Below are 21,075 nucleotides of genomic sequence, written 5' to 3'. Positions count from 1 at the left end.
CCGGACCGCCACGGACGCAAGAGCCGCCGGCATGATGACATCACGATCCATGAACAAGGCCTGCCGGCGACGGCGGGCATAAGGGTCGTCCGCCGGAACAAGACAGCAGGCATATGAAATGCGTATGAAATCAGTTCATGCGCCGCGCATATCGCCCGGCGTCCCCTTGTCGATGCCGGAAACTAGCCTGCGGCGTGCGTCCTGTGATGAGCAGACGATCCCGCGACTATGCACGGAATCCCAAAGGCAATTGCGCGGCTCCATCGGCCGAAGTTGGATCTTTGTCGAAACAGCGTTTCTGGCTAGAGTTGCCTTGCCCTGTGGCTACCGGCGGCGGCGACGGGATCGGCAATACGCACGGGGTGCGCGTCTTTCGACGCGAATCGTGTCAAGGATGCAGGCGGATCGATCGGACCTCGGCACGAAGCGTTCATCGACGGGCAAGGGCGGATCAGAGCGAAACTGGATTGCCTCGGACATGCGCATTCTGACATCACCGGCATATTGCCACGCTCCTGGTGCCCGGCATCGGTTTTCGGTGGCCGGTGCGGATCGCCCTTCCTCATGACGGAGCCGACCCCTTGAGCGACCCCGCTGAGACGAGCCTCTTTTCCGCCGCCGGAGCGGTCCGGATCGTGACATTCACACTGGTTTGGGTTGTCCTGACCGGCGCCTATCTGAAGGATCTTCCGGTCGGCATCCTGACCGCCTTCGGCGCCGCCTGGATCAGCCTCCGGCTGCTGCCGCCCGGCCCCTCGCATCCCTCGATCCTGCCGGCGATCCGCTACGTATTGCGCTTCGTCGGTCAGTCGATCGTCGCGGGAATCGACGTCGCCCGGCGTGCGCTCGCGCCGGACCTGCCGATCAATCCCGGCTTCGTGACCTACCGCACCAAGCTTCCACCCGGCACGGCGCGCGATGCCTTCTGCGACACGATGAGCCTGCTGCCGGGCACGGTGCCAGCCGGCACGACCGATGATGGCGGCGTCCTGATCCATGGCCTCGACGTCAGCCAGCCGATCATCGACGATCTCGCCCGCGAGGAGGCGCTGTTCGTGGAAACATTCGATCTGGCGAGGCGGAAATGACGGTTTTCCTGACGCTTGCCGGCATCATCATACTGGCGACGGTGGCGGCGGGCCTCTGGCGCATCCTGCGCGGCCCCGAGGACGCGGAGCGGATGATGGCCGCGCAATTGCTCGGATCGGGCGGCGTGGCCGTGCTGCTGCTTTCCGCCGTGATCAGCGGCATTCCGGCGATCATCGACATCGCCCTTTCGATCGCGCTGCTCGCCGCCTTCGCGTCAGCCGCCTTCGTGCTCGAGGCGTTCGGCACCCGGGGCGACGAACCGGCGGATCGGCCATGACCTTGCTGCTCGACGCCTTCACCATTGTCGCCGTCAGCGCGGGCACCTTCTTCTTCGTGGCCGGCACGGTCGGCCTTCTCCGCTTTCCCGACACGCTGTCGCGCCTGCATGCGCTGACCAAGGCGGATAATCTCGGCGTCGGACTGATCGTGCTCGGGCTGTTGCCGCAGGCGACCAGCCTCGGCATGGGCATCCGGCTGATCGGCGTATGGCTGCTCGTGCAACTCGCCGGCGCAACGGTCTCGCAATTGCTGGCGCGTGCGGCGGCACGGCGCAACGGAGCGCGGACGTGACGCTACTGCCTCTCTATTACGGCCTCCTCGCCCTCCTCGTCATCGGCGTCGCCTGGTGGACGCTGGTTGCGCGCGAGACCATGGCGGCCGTGATCGGCTTCATCGCCTATGGCATGCTGCTCGGCCTCGTCTGGGCCGGCATCGCATCGGTCGATGTCGCGCTCACCGAAGCGGCGATCGGCGGTGGTGTCACCGGCGTGCTGCTGCTGCGCGCTGCGGCGCGGCTGCGTCCGACGGAGCCAGCACCGCATGAAAAGCCGGGCCTCGTCTTCCGTGTCCTGGTCGGCATCTTCTGCGCCATCGTGACCATCGGGCTTGCGGTCGTCGTGCTCTTCCCGACCGATCCGGCGCCGTCGCTGGCGATTGCCGCGGCGGAACATCTTCCGGCGCTCGAACTGGGCAATCCGGTCACGGCGGTGCTGATCGCCTATCGCGCGCTCGACACCATGCTCGAAAAGGTCGTGCTGCTCCTCGCGCTCATCGGCGTCTGGTCGCTCGGCCCGGACCGCAACTGGGGCGGTCTCCCCGGCCGCGCGCCGGCCGTGGTGACCGACAGCGCCCTGACCTTCCTCGCCAAGCTGCTGCCGCCGATCGGCATCGTCTTCGGCGTCTACCTGCTCTGGACCAGCGCGGACAATCCCGGCGGCGCCTTCCAGGGCGGCACCGTGCTGGCGGCGATGTGGATCCTCGCCATGATGGCCGGGCTGCGCGCGCCGCCGGCGATCGGCAGCCGGGCGCTGCGCCTGCTGCTGCTCTCCGGCACGATCACCTTCATCGTCGTCGGCTTTGCCGGATTCCTGATCGCCGGCGGCTTCCTCTCCTATCCCGCCGCCTTCCCCAAGGCGCTCATCCTGCTGATCGAGATCCCGATGACGCTGACGATCGCCGTGACACTCGGCCTGCTGGTTTCCGGGCCGGCGGAACGGGACAAGACATCATGAATGCGGCAACGCTCTTCGGGCTTTGCGGCGCGGTGCTGGTCGGGCTCGGCCTTTACGGCATCATCGTGCACCATGAGCCGATCCGCAAAATCTTAGCCTTCAACCTGCTCGGCGGCGGCGTGTTCGTGCTGTTCGGCATCATCGCGCGGCGTGGCGCGGCGGCGGGCTTCGGCGGCGATCCCGTGCCGCAGGCGCTGGTCATCACGGGCATCGTCGTCGCCTTTTCGGCATCGGCGGTTGCCGTCACGCTGGTGATGCGGCTGTTCGAGGTCAATGAAGCGGCGAGGCGCGAAGCACGGTCCGGCCATTCCGCTGAGGATGCAGGCTGATGACGGGGGAAACCACGGCCGCGCTGCTCGCGACCACGTCGGGCGGTTATCTTCTGGTGCTCGCGATCATGCTGCCCCTGATCGGGACGATCGCGATCGTCCTGCTCGGCGGTCAACGGGCCGAGCGCGTCGCGCTCGTCGTGGCCCCGCTTGGCCTCGTCATTGCGGCGGCCATCCTCGCCTCGGTCTGGTCGTCGGGCCAGCCCCTCGTCTATATCGTCGGCGGCTGGCGGCCGCCGCTCGGGCTGGCGCTCCGCTCCGACGGCATTTCGGCCGTCATGATTGCAATCACCGCCATCGTCATGTGCGCGACCGTGCTGTTTGCGCGCGGCCAGTTTCGCGGTCCGGCGCCCGGTGTCGAAGGGCGGGCCCAGATGGTCTTCTGGTCGCTCCTCCTCGCCGTCTGGGGCGCGCTCAACGCCGTCTTCCTGGGCGATGACCTCTTCAACCTCTATGTCGCGCTCGAACTGCTGACGTTTGGCGCCGTTCCGCTGGTCTGCCTCGATGGCCGCGCCGAAACGCTATCTGCGGCGCTACGCTATCTCCTCTTCGCGCTGATGGGCTCCGTGCTCTATCTGCTCGGTGTCGCGCTCATCTATGGCGCCTATGGCACGCTCGACATCGTGCTCCTTGCCGGGGTCGTCCGTTCCGAGCCGGTGATCTGGGTCGCTGTCGCGCTGATGACGGTCGGCCTGATCGCCAAGACAGCGCTCTTCCCGCTTCATCTCTGGCTGCCCAACGCCCATGCCGGCGCGCCGGCGGCGGCAAGCGCGATCCTCTCGGCGCTGGTCGTCAAGGGATCGTTCTTCCTGATCCTCAGGCTCTGGTTCGACGTCATGCCGGGGCAGATCCACCTGCCCGCGCAGATCCTCGGCTTTCTCGGTGCCGGCGCGATCCTGCTCGGTAGCGTGCTGGCGCTCCGCCAGGCGCGGCTGAAGCTCCTCATCGCCTATTCGACGATCGCGCAGATCGGCTACCTCTTCCTGCTCTTCCCGCTCGCGGTCGGTTCCGGCATCGCCTCGCCCTTCGCCTCGATCGCCTGGACGGCGGGCCTGCTGCAACTCGCCTCGCACGCCTTCGCCAAGGCGGCGATGTTCATGGCCGCCGGCATGATCTACGAGGCGCTCGGCCATGATCGCATCGACCGGCTCGGTGGCGCCGGACGCGTCGTGCCGATCGCCGTCTTCGCCTTCGCGATCGGCGGGCTTTCACTGATGGGCCTGCCGCCGAGCGGCGGCTTTTCGGCCAAATGGATGCTGCTGCAGGCCTCGGTCGGCGAAGGGCAATGGTGGTGGATCATCGTGATCACGCTCGGCGGCCTGCTTGCGGCCGGCTACATCTTCCGCGTGATCTCGCCCACTCTGATCCAGCCCTTCCCTGCACCCGAGCTCAAGGCGGTCGTTCCGGTGAGCCGCCAGGGCGTCGCGCTGGCGCTCGCACTCTTCGCGGTGCTGCTCGGTTTCGTGCCGCTGGAGCCGTGGCCACTGCTGCAGATCGGTCGCACTGCGGTCGAGGCACATCTGCCATGATCGAGATCGTGCATCCACCGACCCTCGCGCGACATCAGGCCCGGGAGATCAAGCCATGACCGGCGGCAGCTTGCTCCTCGTCCTCAGCCTCGCTTTCCCCCTCGTCCTGCTGCTCGGCGCGCTGTCACGAGACTTGCGGCAGCATCTGCCACGCATCCTGCCCTATGCGCCGGTTCCGGCGCTCGCCACGGCGCTGTTCGCCTCTGGCGCGACGTTCGCCCTCCCCGACTGGCCGCTCCGCCTGACACTCGAGCTCGACGCGCCCGGCGCGATCCTGCTCGGTGTCGCCGCGCTGCTCTGGATCGTCGCGGGCGTCGCCGCGCAGGGATATTTGCGGGGGCGGTCGGATGCCGGCCGCTTCTCGGTCTGGTGGCTGACGACGCTCGTCGGCAGCATGGGCGTCTTCATCGCCGCCGACTTGCCGAGCTTCTATCTGCTCTTTTCCATGGTCAGCCTCGCCGCCTATGGCCTTGTCGTCTTTGACGACACGCCGAGCACGCGGCGGGCCGGCCGGGTCTATGTCGCGCTCGCCGTCCTCGGCGAGGCCTTTCTCCTCCTCGCCTTCGTGCTGCTTTCGACCGCGACGGCCGACAACAGCCTGATGATCCGCGACGTGGTCGGCAATCTCGCCCAGTCGCCCTGGCGCGATCTCACCATCGGCCTGATCATCCTCGGCTTCGGCATCAAGATGGGGCTGGTGCCATTCCATGTCTGGATGCCGCTCGCCTATACGGCCGCGCCGATCCCCGCCGTCGCGGTGATGAGCGGCGCCGCGGTCAAGGCGGGCGTGATCGGCATGATCCGCTTCCTGCCCTTCGACAGCGCCTCATCCGGCTGGGGCACGGCGCTGGTGGTCGTCGGCCTCTTTTCCGCCTTCTACGGCGTGGCGATCGGCATCACCCAGAAGAACCCCAAGACCGTGCTCGCTTATTCGAGCGTGAGCCAGATGGGCGTGATCGCGACCGTCTTCGGCATGGGTCTTTCATCGGGCGACCGGGGCGTCATGCTCGGCGGCGCCTTCTATGCCGCGCATCATATCCTGGTCAAAGGCGGGCTGTTTCTCGCGATCGGCGCTGCGGCCTCGGTCGGCTCGCGGCGCCTCTGGCCAGTCCTTTTGCCGGCGGCAATCATCGCGCTCGGCATTGGTGGCCTGCCGCTCACCGGCGGCGCGTTGGCCAAGCTCGCCGTCAAGGACACGCTCGGCTATGGCCTCGTCGGCACGCTCGGAGCGCTTTCGGCCGCCGGCAGTACACTGCTGATGCTGCATTTCCTGACCTGCCTGCAGGCCGTGCCGATCGAGCCGAAAATGGTGCGTCCGTCTTCGCGATCGGCGCTTTCAATGGTCTTGTCACCCGTGGCACCCTGGCTCGCCATCGCGCTCGCGGCCATCCTCGTGCCGTGGGTGCTCTATCTGAGCGTGCTCGGCGGATCGGTCGCCGACGCGCTGAAGCCATATGCGCTCTGGTCGTCGATCTGGCCGATGCTGATCGGGGGCGCGCTCTGGAGCGCGCTCCAGCGCTGGGGCAATCGGCTGCCGCTGGTGCCGCGCGGCGATATCCTGGTCTTCTTCGGTGCGGTCAAGCCGGCATCCGCGCGTTGCAGCGCGGCGTTCGAGCAGGCTGACGACTATCTGCGGCGCTGGCCTGTCGCGGGCCTGTCGCTGCTCATCCTCGCCGTCGCCTTCGGGATCGCGACCTTCGCCTTGCGCTGACGAGGGACGACAGCCAGGCCGGTTTCGGCCCAGCCATCAGGCGTGCAGGCCGCGCAGCATGCTGCCGAGCGGTGAACTGGCATTGCCGTGCATGCGCGTCTTGACGGGGGCAAGCGGCAGGCCGAGCGAGGAGGCCGAACGCGCATCGCTCGGGCTGTGGCCGAACTCCTGCTTGAAGGCCCGGCTGAAGCTCGACGCATCGCCGAAGCCGACACTTTCGGCGATCTGCAGGATCGAGCGATCGGCTTTTGCGGGATCCGAGATGGCCGCATGGGCAGCCAGCAGGCGCTGGCGCTGGATATAGCGCGCGACACCGCCGACGGGTTCGAACAGCCGATAGAGCCGCGATCGCGAGATGAAGAGCTGGCTGATCAGCTCATCCGGGCCGAAGGTCGGACCGTGAAGATTGGCGCGGATGATGCGGCGGGCACGCTCCATCAAGGTTAGGCTGATCGGATCATCGGCCGCTGCGAGCCTGTCGGCCGTCGGCAGCAGGCAAGCGGCGATCAGATTCTGCGTCGCGGACGCCAGATTGGGCAGATCCCCTTCGGCAAGGCTCGGCAGGCGCTGATCGAGCGAGGCGATATAATCAGCGAGGAGGCCCGATACGCCGCCATCGGGGACGATATTGGGCACGCGGTCGAGCAGGCCGGCAGCGCCGCTGAAGAGATCGCGCGGAATATAGATCGTCAGCACATCGGTATCGGAGCTGACGCCTTCGAAGGGGCGTCCGAGGGAGCGGAAATGCAGCGACTGCGGATGCGGCCCCACGCCCGAACGACCGTCGCGTACCAGCACGAGACACCAATGGTCGATCGAGCCACGGCCGAGATGGGTCCAGCGGCGCGCCGGCGCGCCCGCGGGCATCAGCGCGCGCGTAAAGACCAGATTGCCGAGATCCCAGATGCTGTGTTCGGCCTCAAAGCCGTTTTCATTCGCGCCCGGACCAGTAATTTCAACGATTTCGGACATGAAATCGCGCCAGGCCGCGAATTGCTGGCGCACTGGAACGGTCCTGGTCGAGAAATGGATCGGCGCGAGCGGATTGGTCCCGTCGGTTATCTGTCCTTCAGCAAGCATCCCAGCCCTCTCGTCTTCGAAGGCCCCCAAAGACACCAGGAACATCGCCAGAGCATACAAGCTGCGCGAGCAGGGTCAATCCGCCAACACCACCAGCAGCAGGGCGCGGCCCCACACTGGATGCGGCCCAGCCATCAGCTTGGTCCGACGGGCCGCTCGGGCTCGACGGAGGGTTGGATCAGTTTGCCCTCCTCCGCCTTGTAGAAATACTGGCTCGCCACGAGCCAGCCCTTGATCGGCCGCAGCGGCGGAATGCAGGTCAGCAACATGAAGGGCAATGTCGTGAAGAGATGGACCCAATAGGGCGCGGAGAAGGCCACCTCGAGCCACAGAGCCAGGATGACGCTCGGCACGCAGCCGAAGCAGATCACGAAAAAGGCCGGACCGTCCGCCGGGTCGGCGAAGGAATAATCGAGATGGCACACCTCGCATTCCTTACGCAGCTTCAGGAAGCCCTCGAACAGATGCCCCTGACCGCAACGCGGGCAACGGCCGCGCAATCCGGTCTGCATCGGCCGCAACGGCGGCCATTGCGCATTGGATATCATGGGGGATCATCCTTTCTGTGCGGCTGATCCAAAAACGGACGACCAACCAGCCGTGACGGCATCATGCAACCCACGCCGTCCTTTCCTCGTGTATGTCGTATGTATGCATTCATTGTCAACATGACATACATACAATTAGTCGAGGCGGCGCCAGCGCGGACCTACACGACCATGGACGAAAGGGCGGGCGGCTCGTCGAGCAGGTCAGCGACGATCCGCAGGCTCTGCCGCAGGCTCTCGCGGCTCGCCGCCACGCCGAGACCGAGGCGAACGGCCTCGGGCGGGGCGGTGAGAGCGAAGGCGTCGCTGCCGACCACGCCGATTCCGGCCGAGCGCAGGCGTGCGATGAACTCGCCGCGCGTCCACGGTTCGGGCAGCCGCAGCCAGACATGAAAGCCCTCGGGATCGGCGATCGCGCTCTCCTGCGGCAGGATCTCGGACGCCAAGGCCTGACGCGCGATCGTCTCGGCCCGGATCGCCGCGCGGATCATGTCTGCCGTGCCATCCTCGATCCAGTTGGTGGCGATCGCCGCCCCAAGGGGAGACGCCATGGCCGCCGTCGCCCGGATGGCTGCCGCGACCCGCGCCGCCGTGCGATGATCGGGCAGAGCGAGATAGGCGATCCGCAGTGCCGGCGAGACGCTCTTGGCGAGGCCGGCGACATGATAGACGAGTTCGGGCGCCAGCGAGGCGAGCGGAGGAACCGGGCTCAGCGGCAGCGCGCCATAGGCGTCATCCTCAATGATCGGGACCCCATAGCGGCGGGCAATCGCGACGAGTGCTTCGCGGCGGGCCAGCGACATCGTCGCCGTTGTCGGATTATGGAGCGTGGGATTGCAGTAGAGCGCCTTAGGCGTCGCCTTGATGCAGGCCGCCTCGAACGCATCGGGCAGGATTCCCTCCCCGTCCATCGCCACGCCGACAAGGCGGATCTTCAGATGGGCCGCCAAGGCGCGAAAGCCGGGATAGGCCAGGGCCTCGGCGCAGACCGTGTCGCCCGGCGCCGCCAGCAATCCCAGAATCGCCAGGAGCGCCCCCTGCGCACCGGGCGCGACGAGCACCCGTTCGGCTGCGATTTCGCCGAACCGCGGCGCCAGCCAGAGCCGTCCTGCCGCCCGGTCGCGTCCCGTGCCGCCGGCTTCCTGGTAACGCAACAGCAGATCCAGCCCACCATCGGTCTTCAGATCGTCGATCCGGGCCCACATGCGGTCGAAGAGCGCCGGATCATCGAAGCGTGGCGGCAGGTTCATGCTCATGTCGACCAGGCCGCTCGCCGCCTCAGCCGTGATCGCGGCGCGGCGCGGCCGAACGAACGTCCCGAGGCCGACACGGCCATCGACGAGGCCGCGACGCCGCGCCTCGGCATAGGCGCGGCTTACCGTCGTGAAATCGATGCCGAGCTGATCGGCCAGCGTCCGTTGCGGCGGCAGGCGGCCACCCGCCTGGAGACGCCCCGACGCGATATCGGCGGCGAGCGCGTCGGCAATGGCGAGATAGACCGGCCCTGCCGCCTTGTCGATCGCAGGCAGCCAGTTCGCCGCTGTCTCGGTATGAACCATCACGCACACCTCATCATGCATATATATGTATAATGATGGTATTCCTGGCGCGAGGCAAGGGCTGCGCCGCGAGCCACTCTCCGGCGCACATCAGTCGTGCGTGTGATCAGCGTGCGGCGCGTGCGCGTGGGGAGGCGTATCATCGGCCGCGGGAATGAGGTGGAGGCTGCCGTGCCGCACGGCGCGCTCCGCGATGACGTGTTCCGCAAAATGCTGGACAGCCGCCGTCGGCCCCTTCAGGACGCCGATCTCCAGGCAATTGTCGCGATCGAGATGGACGTGCAGGCTGGAGACGGTCAACTCGTGATGATCGTGAAAGGTCGTGGTCAGCCGCCGCGCGAGATCGCGGGCATCATGATCATAGACATAGCTGAGCACGGCGACGCAGTTCTGCGCCGACCCTGTCTCGAGGGCTGCGAGCTTCAGCCCGGCGCGGGCCAGATCGCGGATCGCCTCGGACCGGTTCTGATAGCCCCGCGCGGCGATGATGCGGTCGAGCTCGACCATGAGTTCATCGTCGAGGGTTACCGTTACGCGCTGCATCGACGCCTCCTGACCTGGCCGTCCCATATCGGACCGTCGCCGATAGGACGCCAGTCGCTGGCGCAACGCAAATCCCGCTTAGTGAAAAGCCCGCCCGCCCCTTTCGGGACGAGCGGGCATTCCGCCTGCGGGGGGGAGCGGCCAGCCTATTGGCCGGTACGGGCCGCCATTGCGCGGTCGATCTGCTCCTTCACGGCGGAGAGATTGAAGCTCGCGCCGGCCTGCATCGGCGGGAAATCAATCGCAGTCTTCGCAAGTTCGGCAATTTCGCGCTGGACGAACTGGAACCGCCAGAACTGGTAGACGAACCAGTTGTAGTAGTTGAGCGATCCATTGGCCCCTTCGGGCAGGCCGGTGCGCTCATAGGGATCGAGGCGCAGATTGGTGATCATGGGCCAATCGACCTTGATCGTTCCCCCGATCCAGCCACCGGGCTGGTCGGTGAAGCGGTATTTGTAATCGTCGACCCGAACCGCCGAAAGCGTGCTCTCCGTGAAATAGAACACGTCGTGGCGAACCGAGGGACCCTTGCCGGTAATCAGGTTCATCTGGTTGTAGCCATCGAGATGAACCTTGTAGGTCCGGCCTTCGAGTTCCTTTCCGGCCAGCAGCTCATCGACGATGTTGGGGTTGCCGGCCGCCGCTACGAAGGTCGGGAACCAGTCGAGCCCCGACATGATCCCGTTCTCGATCTTGCCCGCCGGCACGTTGCCCGGCCATTTGATGATCGCGGGCACGCGGAAGCCGCCTTCCAGCGCCGTTCCCTTGCCGCCGGCAAAGGGCGTCTGCCCGCCATCGGGCCAGGTGAAGTTCTCGGCGCCATTATCAGTCGAGAAGGCAATGATCGTGTCGCCCTCCAGGCCATTGTCCCTGACATATTGCATGACCGAGCCGACGATATCGTCGAGTTGGGCCATGCCGGCCTCCTGCTCGCTCCAGCCATTTACCGAATTGCGCATCTTCTCGTATTTGTCGGAAAGATGCGTCACGACATGCATGCGGGTCGGGTTGAGCCAGAGGAAGAACGGCTTGCCGTCGGCGCGCGCCTTGTCGACGAATTTCAGCGCGTTGCCGAGGATTTCGTCGTCGACCGTCTCCATGCGCGGCGGGAAGAGCGGACCGGCATCCTCGATCCTCTGCTTGCCGATCTTGCCCCAGCGCGGCTGCACCGTGGGGTCGTCGACATCGGTCGCCCAGCTATGGACCATGTTGCGCGGACCGATCGCCTCGCGAAGATCCTGCGGGTAGTTCGGATGCGCGGGATCCTCCATCGCATCGAGATGATAGAGATAGCCGAAGAACTCGTCGAAGCCGTGGACGGTCGGCAGGAACCTGTTCAGATCGCCCAGATGGTTCTTGCCGAACTGCCCGGTGGCATAGCCCATCGACTTGAGTGTCGTCGCAAGCGTCACGGCCTCGTCGGGCAGGCCGATCGGCGAACCCGCCTGGCCGACCGTGGTCATTCCGGTGCGGATCGGCAGTTCACCCGTGATGAAATTGGCGCGCCCGGCCGTGCAGCTCGCCTCGGCATAATAGTCGGTGAAGCGCATGCCATCATTGGCCAGACGGTCGAGATTGGGCGTGCGCCCGGCCATGATGCCCTGATTGTAGATGCCGATATTGCTCCAGCCAATGTCGTCGCCCATGATGAAGATGATGTTGGGCGGCTTGGCCTGAGCCTCCGCCACACCCATCATGCCGGGCATGGCGATCGTGAGCGCCGTCGCGGCGACGAGCGAGGCCGTCAACCGCGTTCGCCCGCCCCCGGTATCAGCCAGAAAATCCCGGAGACCGTGCAACAAGCCGCCTTGGACCATTTCATCCTCCCATGATCGTCAAACAAGCACCCGACCATCTGATTGATCTTCAGACGGGGGCCGACGCAACAGACGCCGCCTGTCGTTTCAAGCGACATCATGGAAAGGATACCCGAAATACCATCCGCGGATAAACAAGTTCAATTGAACGCGATCTCAGCCCATATATTTACCTCAACTGAAATCTATCCAATAATCATGAATACCAATATTAGATATTATTATATCATATTCCTTATTATCGAGATCCGCTCTGGTGAGATTGACGACGATGTATCGTCCTGATCGGCAACTCGTTGAACTTCAAGGACTATCGGACTATGCGACCGCTCGCCATGACGGCTCGGGCGACTTGCACAGGCGACGGGCGCGCAACCGCTCTCCCGCGAGCCGCAGCGCCATCCGGCACCAGGTCTGGTTCGCTGACCGTCCAGCGCAAGGACTGCGCACACAGGCGGCGGCGATCCGCCCTCCGTCCTGGTGTGCCGATCGATTGACCTGGATCAAGGGCAGAAGCGCTGCAGCGCGTTCATATTGCGGCACACACAATGCGTGTGGACGACCGCAGACGCGGGGCGCCTGAGCGCTCCGCCCGATCGCCGATTGACGTTTCCATTCAAGGAGAGTCTGTCATGGCTGAACCAACCAAGCTGCCCGTCAAGACCGAGAGCAAGGCCCCCGCTCCGGCCCATCTGGCCGAATGGGGCGCTTTCGATACCTTGCGCCGCGAAATCGATCAGTTGTTCGAAGGGTTCGGGCTCCGCTCGCCGCGGCTGCCCTTCGGCCGGTCGGCGCTCGACCTCTTCCAGCCGCGCGAGGCCGCGTGGGCGATGACGCCCGCGGTCGATTTCGCCGAGCGTGGCAAGGCCTATGAAATCACCGCCGAACTGCCCGGTCTCGACGACAAGGATATCGAGGTCAAGCTCGCCAACGGTACGCTGACGATCAAGGGCGAGAAAAAGGACGAAACCGAGCAACGCGAAGGCGACTATTACCTGTCCGAGCGGCGCTATGGTTCCTTTGTCCGCTCTTTCCGCGTGCCCGATGGGGTCGACGCCGAAAAGATCGAGGCGACCTTCGCCAAGGGCGTGCTGACCGTGAAACTGCCGAAGACGGCGCAGGCCCAGCAGGCCGAGAAGAAGATCGCCGTCAAGGCGGCCTGATCGTCACGGCGCAGCCGATCCGACGACGCGGATCGGCTCCTTGTCAGGGCGGCCGGCGCCAGGCCGGCCGCATTCGTTCTGGCTACTGCAATCCGTCGAACCAGACCTTCCACTGCGGCACGGCAGTTGCGTAGGTACCGCGATGGGACGTCTCGCCCGTCGAGATGGCTTCGACCTTGTCGTTGCCGCTGCCGATTGCGTGCTGATACGTCATGACAAGGCGGCCAAGGCCGGGAGTGATCGCCTCGTCGGCCTCGCCATAATAGTTGTGCACCGGCGTCTTGATGATCCAACGATAGGCCTGCGTCGCCGCGACGAGCCGGCCATAGGCGGATTCGGCGAAGAACTGCGCATTGAAATATTCCGGCCGGATCAGCTTGTGCAGGTCGGTCGGAATGTCCTTCGCGTCGAAGGGCTGGCGCTCATAGGCCTTCTTCGAGACGTCGTAATATTCGTCGGTCAGAAGCGAGCGCGCGAGGCCCGGCACGCCATAGTAATTCTCGAATGAGAAGGACGAGAGGATGAAGAGGGTCGAGACCCAATCCGCATCGTTCTTGCGCGGGAAGCTCAGGAAGCCGTTGAGTGCGACGGAGACATCGACCGGCGCGGAGGCCGTTGCGGCAGCGGCGACAGCGACGCCCGCATTCTCGAGTTTCTCCAGGAAGGCCATCGTGACGAAGCCGCCCTGCGACCAGCCGCCGATGAAGAGCTTCGACGTGGCGATCTTCATATGGTCGAGCACGGCGCGGCTCGCGAGCAACATGTCGTAGCTCGCCTGCTGGTGGCTCGCCTTGACCATATAGCCTTCCGGCTCGGTCGATTGGCCCATGCCGAAATAGTCGGCGCCGATCAGCGCATAGCCCTCGCCGGCGAACTGCGCGATCATCAGCTGCGTCTCGGGCGACTGGTCCGGGAAAGACGGCACCTGCTCTCTGCCGTAAACGGTGCCGTGCTGGTAGGAGACCAGTGGAAGGCTGCTGCCGGCGATATCGGGCAAGGCGAGTAGCCCGGTCGCGACGATCGGCTTGTTACCCCGCTCGGGCACGACCGACGAGTAGGTGATGCGGTAGAGCCGGACGGCATTCTTTGCCGGCGTGTATTTGACGGATACGCCGAAGAATTTGGGCGTATCGACGGTCAGGATCTCGTTGAGACGGTCGACATCCCAACGGCCGATAAACTCATAGCTGACGCCCGAATTGACCTGGATCGGTCCGGTCTCCTCGGCTCGCGCCACCATCGGCATGAGGGCGAGTTGGCAGAGCAAGGCGAACGCGGCGAGCGCCCTTGATAGGATCGGCATGATACCCCCGGCTTGAAACGAAAGCCCGGCACCGCATGCGGCCGGGCATCGGCGAACATCAGCGCGCAAAGAGGTAAAAAATGTGGCCGCGCCAATCGATCAGATGAGGCGCGAGAGACGGACGCCGCAGGTCCGACGGCATGATTGTCCCGCCCCGCCTCATTCTCGGCGCGGCGGGCATGATCGTCCCTGCCGGATCAGGTCAGGCCGATCCGGCAGGGACCGTGCGTTCGCTGGCCTCAGCCCTTGATGAAGGCGAGCAGGTCCGGGTTGATCACCTCGGCATGGGTGGTGAGCATGCCGTGCGGATAGCCCTTGTAGACCTTGAGCGTGCCGTTCTTCAGCAGCTTGACCGCCTTCAGCGCGGAATCGGCGATTGGGACGATCTGGTCGTCATCGCCATGGAGCACGAGGGTCGGTACGATGATGGCCTTGAGATCCTCGGTCTGGTCGGTCTCGGAGAAGGCCTTGATGCCGTCGTAATGAGCCTTGGCGCTGCCCATCATGCCCTGGCGCCACCAATTATTGACCACGCCCGGATAGACCGTCGCGCCCTCGCGGTTGAAGCCGTAGAACGGGCCGGCCGGAACATCGAGGAAGAACTGGGCGCGATTTTCGGCGGTGGCTTTGCGGAAGCCGTCGAACACTTCGAGCGGCAGGCCCTCGGGATTGGCCTCCGTCTTCAGCATCAGCGGCGGCACGGCGGAGACGAGCACCGCCTTGGCGACGCGGCCGGCCGGCTGGCCATGCCTGGCGACATAGCGGGCAACCTCGCCGCCACCGGTGGAGTGGCCGATATGGACGGCATTTCTCAGGTCGAGATGCTCGACGACGGCAAACGCGTCGGCGGCGTAATGGTCCATATCGTGTCCGTCGGAGACCTGCTGCGAGCGACCATGGCCACGGCGGTCATGGGCGACGACACGATAGCCGTTCTGCAGAAAGAACGTCATCTGGGCGTCCCAGTCATCGGCGCTCAGCGGCCAGCCATGATGGAAGACGATCGGCTGCGCATCCTTGGGACCCCAATCCTTGTAGAAGATCTCGGTGCCGTCCTTGGTGACGATTGTGCTCATCGTATTTTCCTTCGACTGAAGCGGCATGATTACCGCGGCGCGTAGACTGGATAAGCGTGTTGAGGCATGCTGCCACTTGGCGGATGCGACAATGTGCGAGACGAAACTGACAAATGCCGGAACAACCCAAGATCGTTGCCGATATAGGGCTCGTCATCTATCCCGACTCCCAGCTGGCCGCCGTCTACGGCCTGACCGACCTCTTCCGCATAGCGAGCGAAATATCCGAGGCGCAGGCGCAATCGCGGCCGACCGCCATCCGTGTCAGTCACTGGCGCCGCGACCCCGTGGATGGCGTGATCGGCTGTGTCTATGACAGCCATCCGGGCCAGCCGCACAAGCTCTCGCATCTGATCGCGCCGCCCAGCCTGATCATGCCGGAGAAAATGCAGTCGATGAGCGGCTTTTCAGGCTGGCTGCTCGACCATCATGCCGGCGGCGCCACGATCTGCTCGGTCTGCGCGGGGGCCTTCGTGCTGGGCGAGGCCGGGCTGCTGGACGGGCGCGAGGTGACGACCCATTGGGCCTTCGCGGAAGAACTCGCCCGCCGCTTCCCGACGATTCGGGTCGATGTCGATCGCATCATGATCGATGACGGGGACGTCATAACCGCCGGCGGCATCTTGGCCTGGACCGATCTCGGCCTCTCGCTCGTGGAGCGCTTCATGGGGCCGAGCATCATGCTCGATACAGCGCGCTTTCTGCTCGCCGATCCTCCGGGCCGCACGCAACAGCCCTATCGCCACTTCCTGCCCCGCCGCGATCATGGCGATCTCGCCATACTGAGGTCACAGCACTGGATGCATGCGACCAGCGCCAAGGAGGTGTCCGTGCCGGAGCTGGCGCGGCGGGCGGAGCTGGAGGAGCGGACCTTCCTGCGCCGGTTTCGCAAGGCGACAGGATTGCGGCCGACCGAATATGCGCAGCAGATCCGCATATCCAAGGCGCGCGAGGCGCTCGAACTCAGCAATCGCTCGGTCGAACAGATCGCCTGGCAGGTCGGCTATAGCGACCCCTCCGCCTTCCGCAGGCTGTTCCAGCGTGTCACCGGACTGACGCCCAATGAATATCGCCAGCGGTTCGGCGTGAACTGAGACGCGCGCCTTCGGCGCAGAAGCAGATCAGCGCTCCGTCGATGCCGGAATGAACGCACCCGGGGCGACCTGCAACACCCTTCCCTCTCCACACGCTCCTCGGCCCCGGTCCTCCGCCGATCGCGACGGCGCGTCCGTCCGCTCTCGAACGATCGCGCCTAAAGCGGAACCCGTCCCGGCCAGGGGAATTCTAGCTCTGCGGCCGACGGGGCGGCGCGCCATATCCCGGCCGGTGCCCCGAATACGATGCCGGCCTCCAGACACCCGCCGACCCTCTCAATATGGGCCGGCCTCAAAGCGCGTGTTGCGCTCAAACGGAGACGATCATGGCAAAGCAGCCGAAAGACCTGAACGACCTCTTCTACGAGACGCTGAAGGACATCTATTTCGCCGAGAAGCAGATATTGCGGGCGCTGCCGAAGATGGCCAAGGCCGCGCAGAATCCGGTCCTCCGCGACGCCTTCATGAAGCACCATGAGGAGACAGAGGGGCATCGGGAGCGTCTGGATCAGGTATTCGAGCTGATCGGCAAGCCGGCGCGCGGCAAGACCTGCGACGCCATCATGGGCATCCTCGAGGAAGGGACCGAAATCATGGAGGATTTCGAGGGCACCGACGCGCTCGATCCCGGCCTCATCGGCGCGGCCCAAGCCGTGGAGCATTACGAGATCAGCCGCTATGGCACGCTGAAGAGCTGGGCCGAACAGCTCGGCCTCGGCGACGCGGCCAAGCTGTTGGATGCGACGCTGGCCGAGGAGAAGAGCACGGATGCCGCGCTCAGCAAGCTCGCGCCGCGGGTGAACCAGAAGGCCGCCGCCTGACCTGACATGGACGGTGGCGCGAAAGCGTCACCGTCCTTCCCAGCATGGGGGCGCCCATGGACAAGCTCTTCGCCCAATTCGCCAACAGAGCGGCTCACTATGCCGGCAGCCCGATCACCTTCATGGCCTGCCTGGGCGGCGTCATCATCTGGGCGCTCTGCGGTCCGCTCTTCGGCTTTTCCGAGACGTGGCAGCTCGTGGTCAACACGACCACCACGATCATCACCTTCCTGATGGTCTTCGTCATCCAGAACACGCAGAATCGCGACGGCGCGGCGTTGCAGGCGAAGCTCGATGAACTCATCCGCTCTTCCGACGCACAGAACGAATTCATCGGCATCGAGGAACTGACCGATCAGGAGCTGCGCCTGCTGCATGCGCGCTGCGCCGCAGAGGCGCGGCGAACGGCTGCGGCGCTGGAGCGAACGCTCGGCGAGCGCCGCGCGCGCGGCCACCCGGTCTGACGACGGGCGCAGCTGGATTGAGGACATATCCTGCCCGCGCCCGACGGCGCGGCGGGACCAGCGTCATGATCATTCGGGCCCCGTCAGCCGCGATCCGCCCGACGCGGAGAGAGCGAACGAGTGGCCATTCCGATCTCGGAGGGCGGCCGCGCGCAGACCTCCGGGCTCACAAGCTTCTCCGCATCGCCAGCAACATCCGCCCGGCATCCGTCGCCCGCCAGAGCGTCTCCCGACGCTCGACGAGGCCGAGCCGGACAAGGGCCTGCAGATCGCTTTCAAGGGAAGCCAGGTCGATCGGACCCAATTCCATCGTGCGCAGCAGCGCCCACTGTGCCGGGTTGAGCTGCAAATCTTGGCTTGGCATGAAGGTCTCGCGGCTTATCGTTACTGGTCGGGGCGGCAACGGCCAATTGTCAGCTTTCGAACGGTTCCGCCCCAGGGTCGCTTTAGCCGAAGACTGAGGAAACAAATCAGCATACGACCTTGCTGTCTCCGCAACGCCGTCCGGTACCAAACGATGCACCGCCTGCCACGATTATTGAAGATTTCCTCGCTCCTCGCCTCGGCCGCGACGGAAGCAACCGATCTCGGGGAATATGCGCTCGCCGGCAAGATCATCGATCTCATGGGGCTGGCCGATAAGCGGATCGCCATCGTTGCCAATGAAGTCGGCCTGGCCGATCCACGAAATAGCCTGCCGACGAAAGAGCCCGGTTCGGCCGACGGCGCCAACGGCGAACGAAAAGACGGCTCGATCATTATAGATCACTGAATGGGCCGACCATGATCCGGGCACCTGGCCCGAACTCTTGAGTCGCCCGGAGCGGCGCTTGGAGGATCCATGGACGCAGCTATCCGTCAGGACGTGCAGAACCGGCTATTGTCCCTGATGATCGACGAGGACTTCGCTCGCATCACGCCAGCGCTCGAAGCCGTCGATCTGCCGTTCGGCTTTGGCCTCGCCGAGGCGGATGCGCCGGCACCTTACGTGTATTTTCCGAACTCGGGCATCGGCTCGATCATCACGACGTCCCCGACGGGCGAAAGCGCTGAGGCAGGCCTCTTCGGCCGCGACGGCGCATCGCCCATCCATCCGCTTCTCGGCGCGGCGGCAGGGCCGCAGAAGGTCGTGATGCAGGTCGCCGGCCACGGTTTGCGGATCAGAGCCGGAGCGCTCCGAACGGCAATCGCCGACAGCCCCGGCCTGCGCGACCTGCTGCTGCGCTATGTGCAGACCCTCGTCATCCAGACGGCCTTCACGGCGCTCTCCAACGCCGCCCACAAGGTCGACCAGCGCCTCGCCCGCTGGCTGCTCATGTGCCACGACCGCGTGGACGGGAACGAGATCGCCCTGACGCATGACTATATGTCGGTCATGCTCGCCGTGCGTCGGCCGACCGTCACCCTCGTGCTGCATGAACTCGAAGGACGCCGCCTCATCCGCTCGACCCGCGGCAAGGTCACCATCCTCGACCGACCCGCGCTCGAGGCCTTCGCGGCCAACGCCTATGGCACACCCGAAAGGGAGTATCGGCGGCTGGTCACAGGGGCGATCTGACCGGATATCGTGATGATCGGACAGGAGCAGCCGCTAGGCATCATGCTCTGCCAGCTCGACAATACAGAACTGATTGCCTTCGGGATCGCGCAGGGTCGTGAATGCGTCTTCGATCCTGAAGATGGTGGCCCCGAGCTTGAGCAAGCGTTGGACTTCCATCTCACGATCGGGGGTGCTCAGGTCGAGGTGAATCCGATTGCGCTCCGGCCGTGGTCCGCGTCGTAGATGGAAGCAGAGCGTCGGGCCGGGCCCGTCGACCATGACGACAGGATCGGTTTCGGGCGAAAGGCCGACACCGGCCAATCGCCTGATCTCCGCCTCATCGTAGGGCCGGACCGCATAACCATCCGCGACCTGCTCCCAGAAGCGCGCCAAGGCTGCTGGATGGTCGGCGTCTATGACGATTTCCTTGAGGCGCGCCATGGCAATTGCCCTTGGGCTGTTTCTCGGCCGTTGCCCGCATGAAAACCGTTGAACGTCAGCCAGGAACCAGACGCGACACGGCGACCGCGTTCTTGAGAGAAGACAACGTAACACACCGAAATTGCGAGGGGAAAGTGATGGTGCCCAGGGCTGGAATCGAACCAGCGACACGCGGATTTTCAGTCCGCTGCTCTACCAACTGAGCTACCTGGGCCCGCGGGCGGCGCCAGAGGCGGCCCGATCGCGAAGACAGCGCCTTATAGGGGAGCCGAACGGGCCTGTCCAGAGGCAGCGTGACTGCAAAATGCAGCCTGTGGATCAGTTTGCGCCGGGGGCAATAAACGACAGCCGATCAAGGAGATGGTGGCGAAGCCGTCTCAGCGGCGGCTGCGCGTCGGGACTTCGATCAAGCCGGCCCTGCCTTCGATCGCGCGGCGATGAGCGCTGGCAACGAGCGCTTCAAAGCAACGCGGGCACGAGGCGCCCGTGGCCGACACCCTCCGGCCACAGGATCAGCTTTCCTCGTCCTCGCCATCATCGATATCGCCGTCATCCTCGACCGCGGCAATCGCATAGCCGCCGGAGAGCCATTGGTTCAGGTCGATATCGGCGCAACGCTTGGAGCAGAAGGGATAAGTGAGCCGCATCGATTCGCGGCCGCAGATCGGACAGGGGCGCGGCGGGCGCAGGGGCACGACCTTGGCGCCCTCGGCCTTTTTGTCCGGCGCATCCGCACCGGCGCTCGGACCCGTATGGCTAGGGGATTCGGCCCCAATGGACTTCTTGTCGTCGTCGTTCATCACAAATTCCGCGTCAGGCGAGGCCGAGCCATCCCTTGCGGATCGGATAGCCCTCGCCTTCGAGCATTGCCATGGTCTCATAGAGCGGCAGGCCGACCACGGAGGTGTAGGACCCGACCAGCTTGACCACGAACGTGCCGGCAAGGCCCTGAATGGCATAGCCACCAGCCTTGTCGCGCCATTCGCCCGAACCGAGATAGGTATCCATCTCTTGCCGCGAAAGACGCTTGAAGCGAACTTTCGTCTCGACGAGGCGCTGGCGGATCGCGCCCTTGGGCGTGACGATGCACACCGCCGTATAGACGCGGTGCGCGCGCCCCGAAAGCAGCATCAGGCATTCCGCCGCCTGGTCGTGAAACTCGGCCTTGGGCAGGATGCGGCGCCCGACCGCCACGACCGTGTCGGCGGCGAGGATGTAGGCGCCGGCGAAATCGGCCGTGCGGCCCGCCATGGCGCGCGCCGCATCGGCCTTGGACCGCGCCAGGCGCTTCGCCAGGCTGCGCGGCAATTCGTTCTTGAGCGGCGTCTCGTCGACCGATGTTGGCAGAAGGCTGTCCGGCTCGATCCCGGCCTGGGCGAGGAGTTGCAGCCGCCTCGGGCTGCCGGAGGCGAGCAGGAGCTTCGGAGAGCCGTTCATTCTTCCGTCCGGTGGCGTTG

At 65.2% G+C, this 21,075-nt stretch carries 24 protein-coding genes and 1 tRNA gene; 13 read left to right on the top strand and 12 right to left on the bottom strand.

Going from position 1 to position 21,075, the window contains the following annotated elements; genetic code table 11:
- Positions 1 to 581: 581 nt before the first annotated feature.
- From QO014_RS14140 to QO014_RS14110, 7 genes are read left to right on the top strand one after another with little or no spacing between them, the layout of a single operon-like run.
- Positions 582 to 1,088 carry a Na+/H+ antiporter subunit E gene (locus QO014_RS14140; RefSeq protein WP_266349373.1) on the top strand — a complete coding sequence of 169 codons (507 nt, stop codon included), beginning with the start codon at positions 582 to 584 and terminating at the stop codon, positions 1,086 to 1,088.
- Positions 1,085 to 1,366, top strand: coding sequence for an MrpF/PhaF family protein (locus QO014_RS14135; RefSeq protein WP_266349372.1), 282 nt, complete (start codon positions 1,085 to 1,087; stop codon positions 1,364 to 1,366). Before QO014_RS14140 ends, QO014_RS14135 begins: the two co-directional genes overlap by 4 nt.
- Positions 1,363 to 1,659 (top strand): monovalent cation/H(+) antiporter subunit G, encoded by a 297-nt coding sequence (locus QO014_RS14130; RefSeq protein WP_266349371.1) that lies wholly within the window; start codon positions 1,363 to 1,365, stop codon positions 1,657 to 1,659. The genes QO014_RS14135 and QO014_RS14130 overlap by 4 nt, the downstream gene beginning before the upstream one ends.
- Positions 1,656 to 2,600 carry an MnhB domain-containing protein gene (locus QO014_RS14125; RefSeq protein WP_266349370.1) on the top strand — a complete coding sequence of 315 codons (945 nt, stop codon included), beginning with the start codon at positions 1,656 to 1,658 and terminating at the stop codon, positions 2,598 to 2,600. The genes QO014_RS14130 and QO014_RS14125 overlap by 4 nt, the downstream gene beginning before the upstream one ends.
- Complete coding sequence (locus QO014_RS14120) at positions 2,597 to 2,929, top strand: NADH-quinone oxidoreductase subunit K (protein WP_266349369.1); 333 nt, start codon at positions 2,597 to 2,599, stop codon at positions 2,927 to 2,929. Before QO014_RS14125 ends, QO014_RS14120 begins: the two co-directional genes overlap by 4 nt.
- Entirely contained in the window at positions 2,929 to 4,458 is a 1,530-nt protein-coding gene (locus tag QO014_RS14115; RefSeq protein ID WP_266349368.1) for a complex I subunit 5 family protein, read from the top strand. The genes QO014_RS14120 and QO014_RS14115 overlap by 1 nt, the downstream gene beginning before the upstream one ends.
- 55 nt (positions 4,459 to 4,513) lie before the next feature.
- Positions 4,514 to 6,169: a complex I subunit 5 family protein gene (locus QO014_RS14110; protein ID WP_266349367.1), complete on the top strand. Its 1,656-nt coding sequence runs from the start codon at positions 4,514 to 4,516 to the stop codon at positions 6,167 to 6,169.
- 36 nt (positions 6,170 to 6,205) lie between these two features.
- Here the strand turns inward: QO014_RS14110 and QO014_RS14105 are convergent, their stop codons facing one another.
- From QO014_RS14105 to QO014_RS14085, 5 genes are all read right to left on the bottom strand, one after another.
- Positions 6,206 to 7,249: a helix-turn-helix domain-containing protein gene (locus tag QO014_RS14105; RefSeq protein WP_266349366.1), complete on the bottom strand. Its 1,044-nt coding sequence runs from the start codon at positions 7,247 to 7,249 to the stop codon at positions 6,206 to 6,208.
- 134 nt (positions 7,250 to 7,383) lie between these two features.
- The gene (locus tag QO014_RS14100) at positions 7,384 to 7,797 is read right to left on the bottom strand and encodes a DUF983 domain-containing protein (protein ID WP_370877145.1); all 414 of its coding nucleotides are present in this window, start codon (positions 7,795 to 7,797) and stop codon (positions 7,384 to 7,386) included.
- A gap of 161 nt (positions 7,798 to 7,958) precedes the next feature.
- The gene (locus QO014_RS14095; protein ID WP_266349915.1) at positions 7,959 to 9,356 is read right to left on the bottom strand and encodes an aminotransferase-like domain-containing protein; all 1,398 of its coding nucleotides are present in this window, start codon (positions 9,354 to 9,356) and stop codon (positions 7,959 to 7,961) included.
- 90 nt (positions 9,357 to 9,446) lie between these two features.
- Complete coding sequence (nikR, locus tag QO014_RS14090) at positions 9,447 to 9,899, bottom strand: nickel-responsive transcriptional regulator NikR (RefSeq protein WP_266349365.1); 453 nt, start codon at positions 9,897 to 9,899, stop codon at positions 9,447 to 9,449.
- Between the two features lie 146 nt (positions 9,900 to 10,045).
- The gene (locus QO014_RS14085; protein ID WP_266349914.1) at positions 10,046 to 11,605 is read right to left on the bottom strand and encodes an arylsulfatase; all 1,560 of its coding nucleotides are present in this window, start codon (positions 11,603 to 11,605) and stop codon (positions 10,046 to 10,048) included.
- A gap of 743 nt (positions 11,606 to 12,348) precedes the next feature.
- Between QO014_RS14085 and QO014_RS14080 the strand changes: the two genes are divergently transcribed.
- Entirely contained in the window at positions 12,349 to 12,879 is a 531-nt protein-coding gene (locus QO014_RS14080) for an Hsp20/alpha crystallin family protein (RefSeq protein ID WP_266349364.1), read from the top strand.
- Positions 12,880 to 12,961: 82 nt separating this feature from the next.
- Here QO014_RS14080 and QO014_RS14075 read toward each other — a convergent pair whose 3' ends face one another.
- Positions 12,962 to 14,182, bottom strand: a complete 1,221-nt coding sequence (locus QO014_RS14075) for an alpha/beta hydrolase family protein (RefSeq protein ID WP_370877144.1) — start codon at positions 14,180 to 14,182, stop codon at positions 12,962 to 12,964.
- A 239-nt stretch (positions 14,183 to 14,421) separates the two neighbouring features.
- Positions 14,422 to 15,285: an alpha/beta fold hydrolase gene (locus QO014_RS14070; protein ID WP_370877143.1), complete on the bottom strand. Its 864-nt coding sequence runs from the start codon at positions 15,283 to 15,285 to the stop codon at positions 14,422 to 14,424.
- Between the two features lie 86 nt (positions 15,286 to 15,371).
- On the opposite strand from QO014_RS14070, the gene QO014_RS14065 reads away from it, so the two are divergent.
- From QO014_RS14065 to QO014_RS14055, 3 genes are all read left to right on the top strand, one after another.
- Entirely contained in the window at positions 15,372 to 16,352 is a 981-nt protein-coding gene (locus QO014_RS14065; protein WP_266349362.1) for a GlxA family transcriptional regulator, read from the top strand.
- Between the two features lie 326 nt (positions 16,353 to 16,678).
- Entirely contained in the window at positions 16,679 to 17,173 is a 495-nt protein-coding gene (locus QO014_RS14060) for a YciE/YciF ferroxidase family protein (RefSeq protein ID WP_266349361.1), read from the top strand.
- A gap of 56 nt (positions 17,174 to 17,229) precedes the next feature.
- A complete protein-coding gene (locus QO014_RS14055) occupies positions 17,230 to 17,637 on the top strand; it encodes a low affinity iron permease family protein (protein WP_266349360.1) in 408 nt (135 codons plus the stop codon).
- A 166-nt stretch (positions 17,638 to 17,803) separates the two neighbouring features.
- Here the strand turns inward: QO014_RS14055 and QO014_RS14050 are convergent, their stop codons facing one another.
- Complete coding sequence (locus QO014_RS14050; RefSeq protein WP_266349359.1) at positions 17,804 to 18,001, bottom strand: hypothetical protein; 198 nt, start codon at positions 17,999 to 18,001, stop codon at positions 17,804 to 17,806.
- Between QO014_RS14050 and QO014_RS14045 the strand changes: the two genes are divergently transcribed.
- Both QO014_RS14045 and QO014_RS14040 read left to right on the top strand, forming a co-directional pair.
- Positions 17,990 to 18,409 carry a hypothetical protein gene (locus QO014_RS14045; protein ID WP_266349358.1) on the top strand — a complete coding sequence of 140 codons (420 nt, stop codon included), beginning with the start codon at positions 17,990 to 17,992 and terminating at the stop codon, positions 18,407 to 18,409. The genes QO014_RS14050 and QO014_RS14045 overlap by 12 nt on opposite strands.
- A 69-nt stretch (positions 18,410 to 18,478) precedes the next feature.
- A complete protein-coding gene (locus tag QO014_RS14040) occupies positions 18,479 to 19,195 on the top strand; it encodes a Crp/Fnr family transcriptional regulator (RefSeq protein ID WP_266349357.1) in 717 nt (238 codons plus the stop codon).
- 33 nt (positions 19,196 to 19,228) lie between these two features.
- Here the strand turns inward: QO014_RS14040 and QO014_RS14035 are convergent, their stop codons facing one another.
- The 4 genes from QO014_RS14035 to QO014_RS14020 all read right to left on the bottom strand — a co-directional run bounded on the left by QO014_RS14035 (position 19,229) and on the right by QO014_RS14020 (position 21,055).
- Positions 19,229 to 19,618 carry a VOC family protein gene (locus QO014_RS14035; protein ID WP_266349356.1) on the bottom strand — a complete coding sequence of 130 codons (390 nt, stop codon included), beginning with the start codon at positions 19,616 to 19,618 and terminating at the stop codon, positions 19,229 to 19,231.
- Between the two features lie 138 nt (positions 19,619 to 19,756).
- Positions 19,757 to 19,832 (bottom strand) — tRNA-Phe (locus tag QO014_RS14030).
- A gap of 298 nt (positions 19,833 to 20,130) precedes the next feature.
- Positions 20,131 to 20,418: a DNA gyrase inhibitor YacG gene (gene yacG, locus QO014_RS14025; RefSeq protein ID WP_370877142.1), complete on the bottom strand. Its 288-nt coding sequence runs from the start codon at positions 20,416 to 20,418 to the stop codon at positions 20,131 to 20,133.
- Positions 20,419 to 20,431: 13 nt separating this feature from the next.
- Positions 20,432 to 21,055: a Maf-like protein gene (locus QO014_RS14020; protein WP_266349355.1), complete on the bottom strand. Its 624-nt coding sequence runs from the start codon at positions 21,053 to 21,055 to the stop codon at positions 20,432 to 20,434.
- Between the last annotated feature and the right edge of the window lie 20 nt (positions 21,056 to 21,075).

Source organism: Kaistia dalseonensis (genome assembly GCF_030814715.1).
GTDB classification, from domain to species: domain Bacteria; phylum Pseudomonadota; class Alphaproteobacteria; order Rhizobiales; family Kaistiaceae; genus Kaistia; species Kaistia dalseonensis.
This window is presented reverse-complemented; position numbering and strand designations above follow the sequence as displayed.

Bases quoted from the DNA above. Each gene is read 5' to 3' on its own strand.
- QO014_RS14135 (WP_266349372.1), top strand. From the start codon at position 1,085: ATGACGGTTTTCCTGACGCTTGCCGGCATCATCATACTGGCGACGGTG.
- QO014_RS14075 (WP_370877144.1), bottom strand. From the start codon at position 14,182: ATGCCGATCCTATCAAGGGCGCTCGCCGCGTTCGCCTTGCTCTGCCAA.
- QO014_RS14105 (WP_266349366.1), bottom strand. From the start codon at position 7,249: ATGCTTGCTGAAGGACAGATAACCGACGGGACCAATCCGCTCGCGCCG.
- QO014_RS14130 (WP_266349371.1), top strand. From the start codon at position 1,363: ATGACCTTGCTGCTCGACGCCTTCACCATTGTCGCCGTCAGCGCGGGC.
- QO014_RS14020 (WP_266349355.1), bottom strand. From the start codon at position 21,055: ATGAACGGCTCTCCGAAGCTCCTGCTCGCCTCCGGCAGCCCGAGGCGG.
- QO014_RS14120 (WP_266349369.1), top strand. From the start codon at position 2,597: ATGAATGCGGCAACGCTCTTCGGGCTTTGCGGCGCGGTGCTGGTCGGG.
- QO014_RS14055 (WP_266349360.1), top strand. From the start codon at position 17,230: ATGGACAAGCTCTTCGCCCAATTCGCCAACAGAGCGGCTCACTATGCC.
- QO014_RS14060 (WP_266349361.1), top strand. From the start codon at position 16,679: ATGGCAAAGCAGCCGAAAGACCTGAACGACCTCTTCTACGAGACGCTG.
- QO014_RS14050 (WP_266349359.1), bottom strand. From the start codon at position 18,001: ATGCCAAGCCAAGATTTGCAGCTCAACCCGGCACAGTGGGCGCTGCTG.
- QO014_RS14035 (WP_266349356.1), bottom strand. From the start codon at position 19,618: ATGGCGCGCCTCAAGGAAATCGTCATAGACGCCGACCATCCAGCAGCC.
- QO014_RS14080 (WP_266349364.1), top strand. From the start codon at position 12,349: ATGGCTGAACCAACCAAGCTGCCCGTCAAGACCGAGAGCAAGGCCCCC.
- QO014_RS14070 (WP_370877143.1), bottom strand. From the start codon at position 15,285: ATGCCGCTTCAGTCGAAGGAAAATACGATGAGCACAATCGTCACCAAG.
- QO014_RS14100 (WP_370877145.1), bottom strand. From the start codon at position 7,797: ATGATATCCAATGCGCAATGGCCGCCGTTGCGGCCGATGCAGACCGGA.
- QO014_RS14115 (WP_266349368.1), top strand. From the start codon at position 2,929: ATGACGGGGGAAACCACGGCCGCGCTGCTCGCGACCACGTCGGGCGGT.
- QO014_RS14085 (WP_266349914.1), bottom strand. From the start codon at position 11,605: ATGCCCGGCATGATGGGTGTGGCGGAGGCTCAGGCCAAGCCGCCCAAC.
- yacG (WP_370877142.1), bottom strand. From the start codon at position 20,418: ATGAACGACGACGACAAGAAGTCCATTGGGGCCGAATCCCCTAGCCAT.
- QO014_RS14065 (WP_266349362.1), top strand. From the start codon at position 15,372: ATGCCGGAACAACCCAAGATCGTTGCCGATATAGGGCTCGTCATCTAT.
- QO014_RS14040 (WP_266349357.1), top strand. From the start codon at position 18,479: ATGGACGCAGCTATCCGTCAGGACGTGCAGAACCGGCTATTGTCCCTG.
- QO014_RS14110 (WP_266349367.1), top strand. From the start codon at position 4,514: ATGACCGGCGGCAGCTTGCTCCTCGTCCTCAGCCTCGCTTTCCCCCTC.
- QO014_RS14095 (WP_266349915.1), bottom strand. From the start codon at position 9,356: ATGGTTCATACCGAGACAGCGGCGAACTGGCTGCCTGCGATCGACAAG.
- nikR (WP_266349365.1), bottom strand. From the start codon at position 9,899: ATGCAGCGCGTAACGGTAACCCTCGACGATGAACTCATGGTCGAGCTC.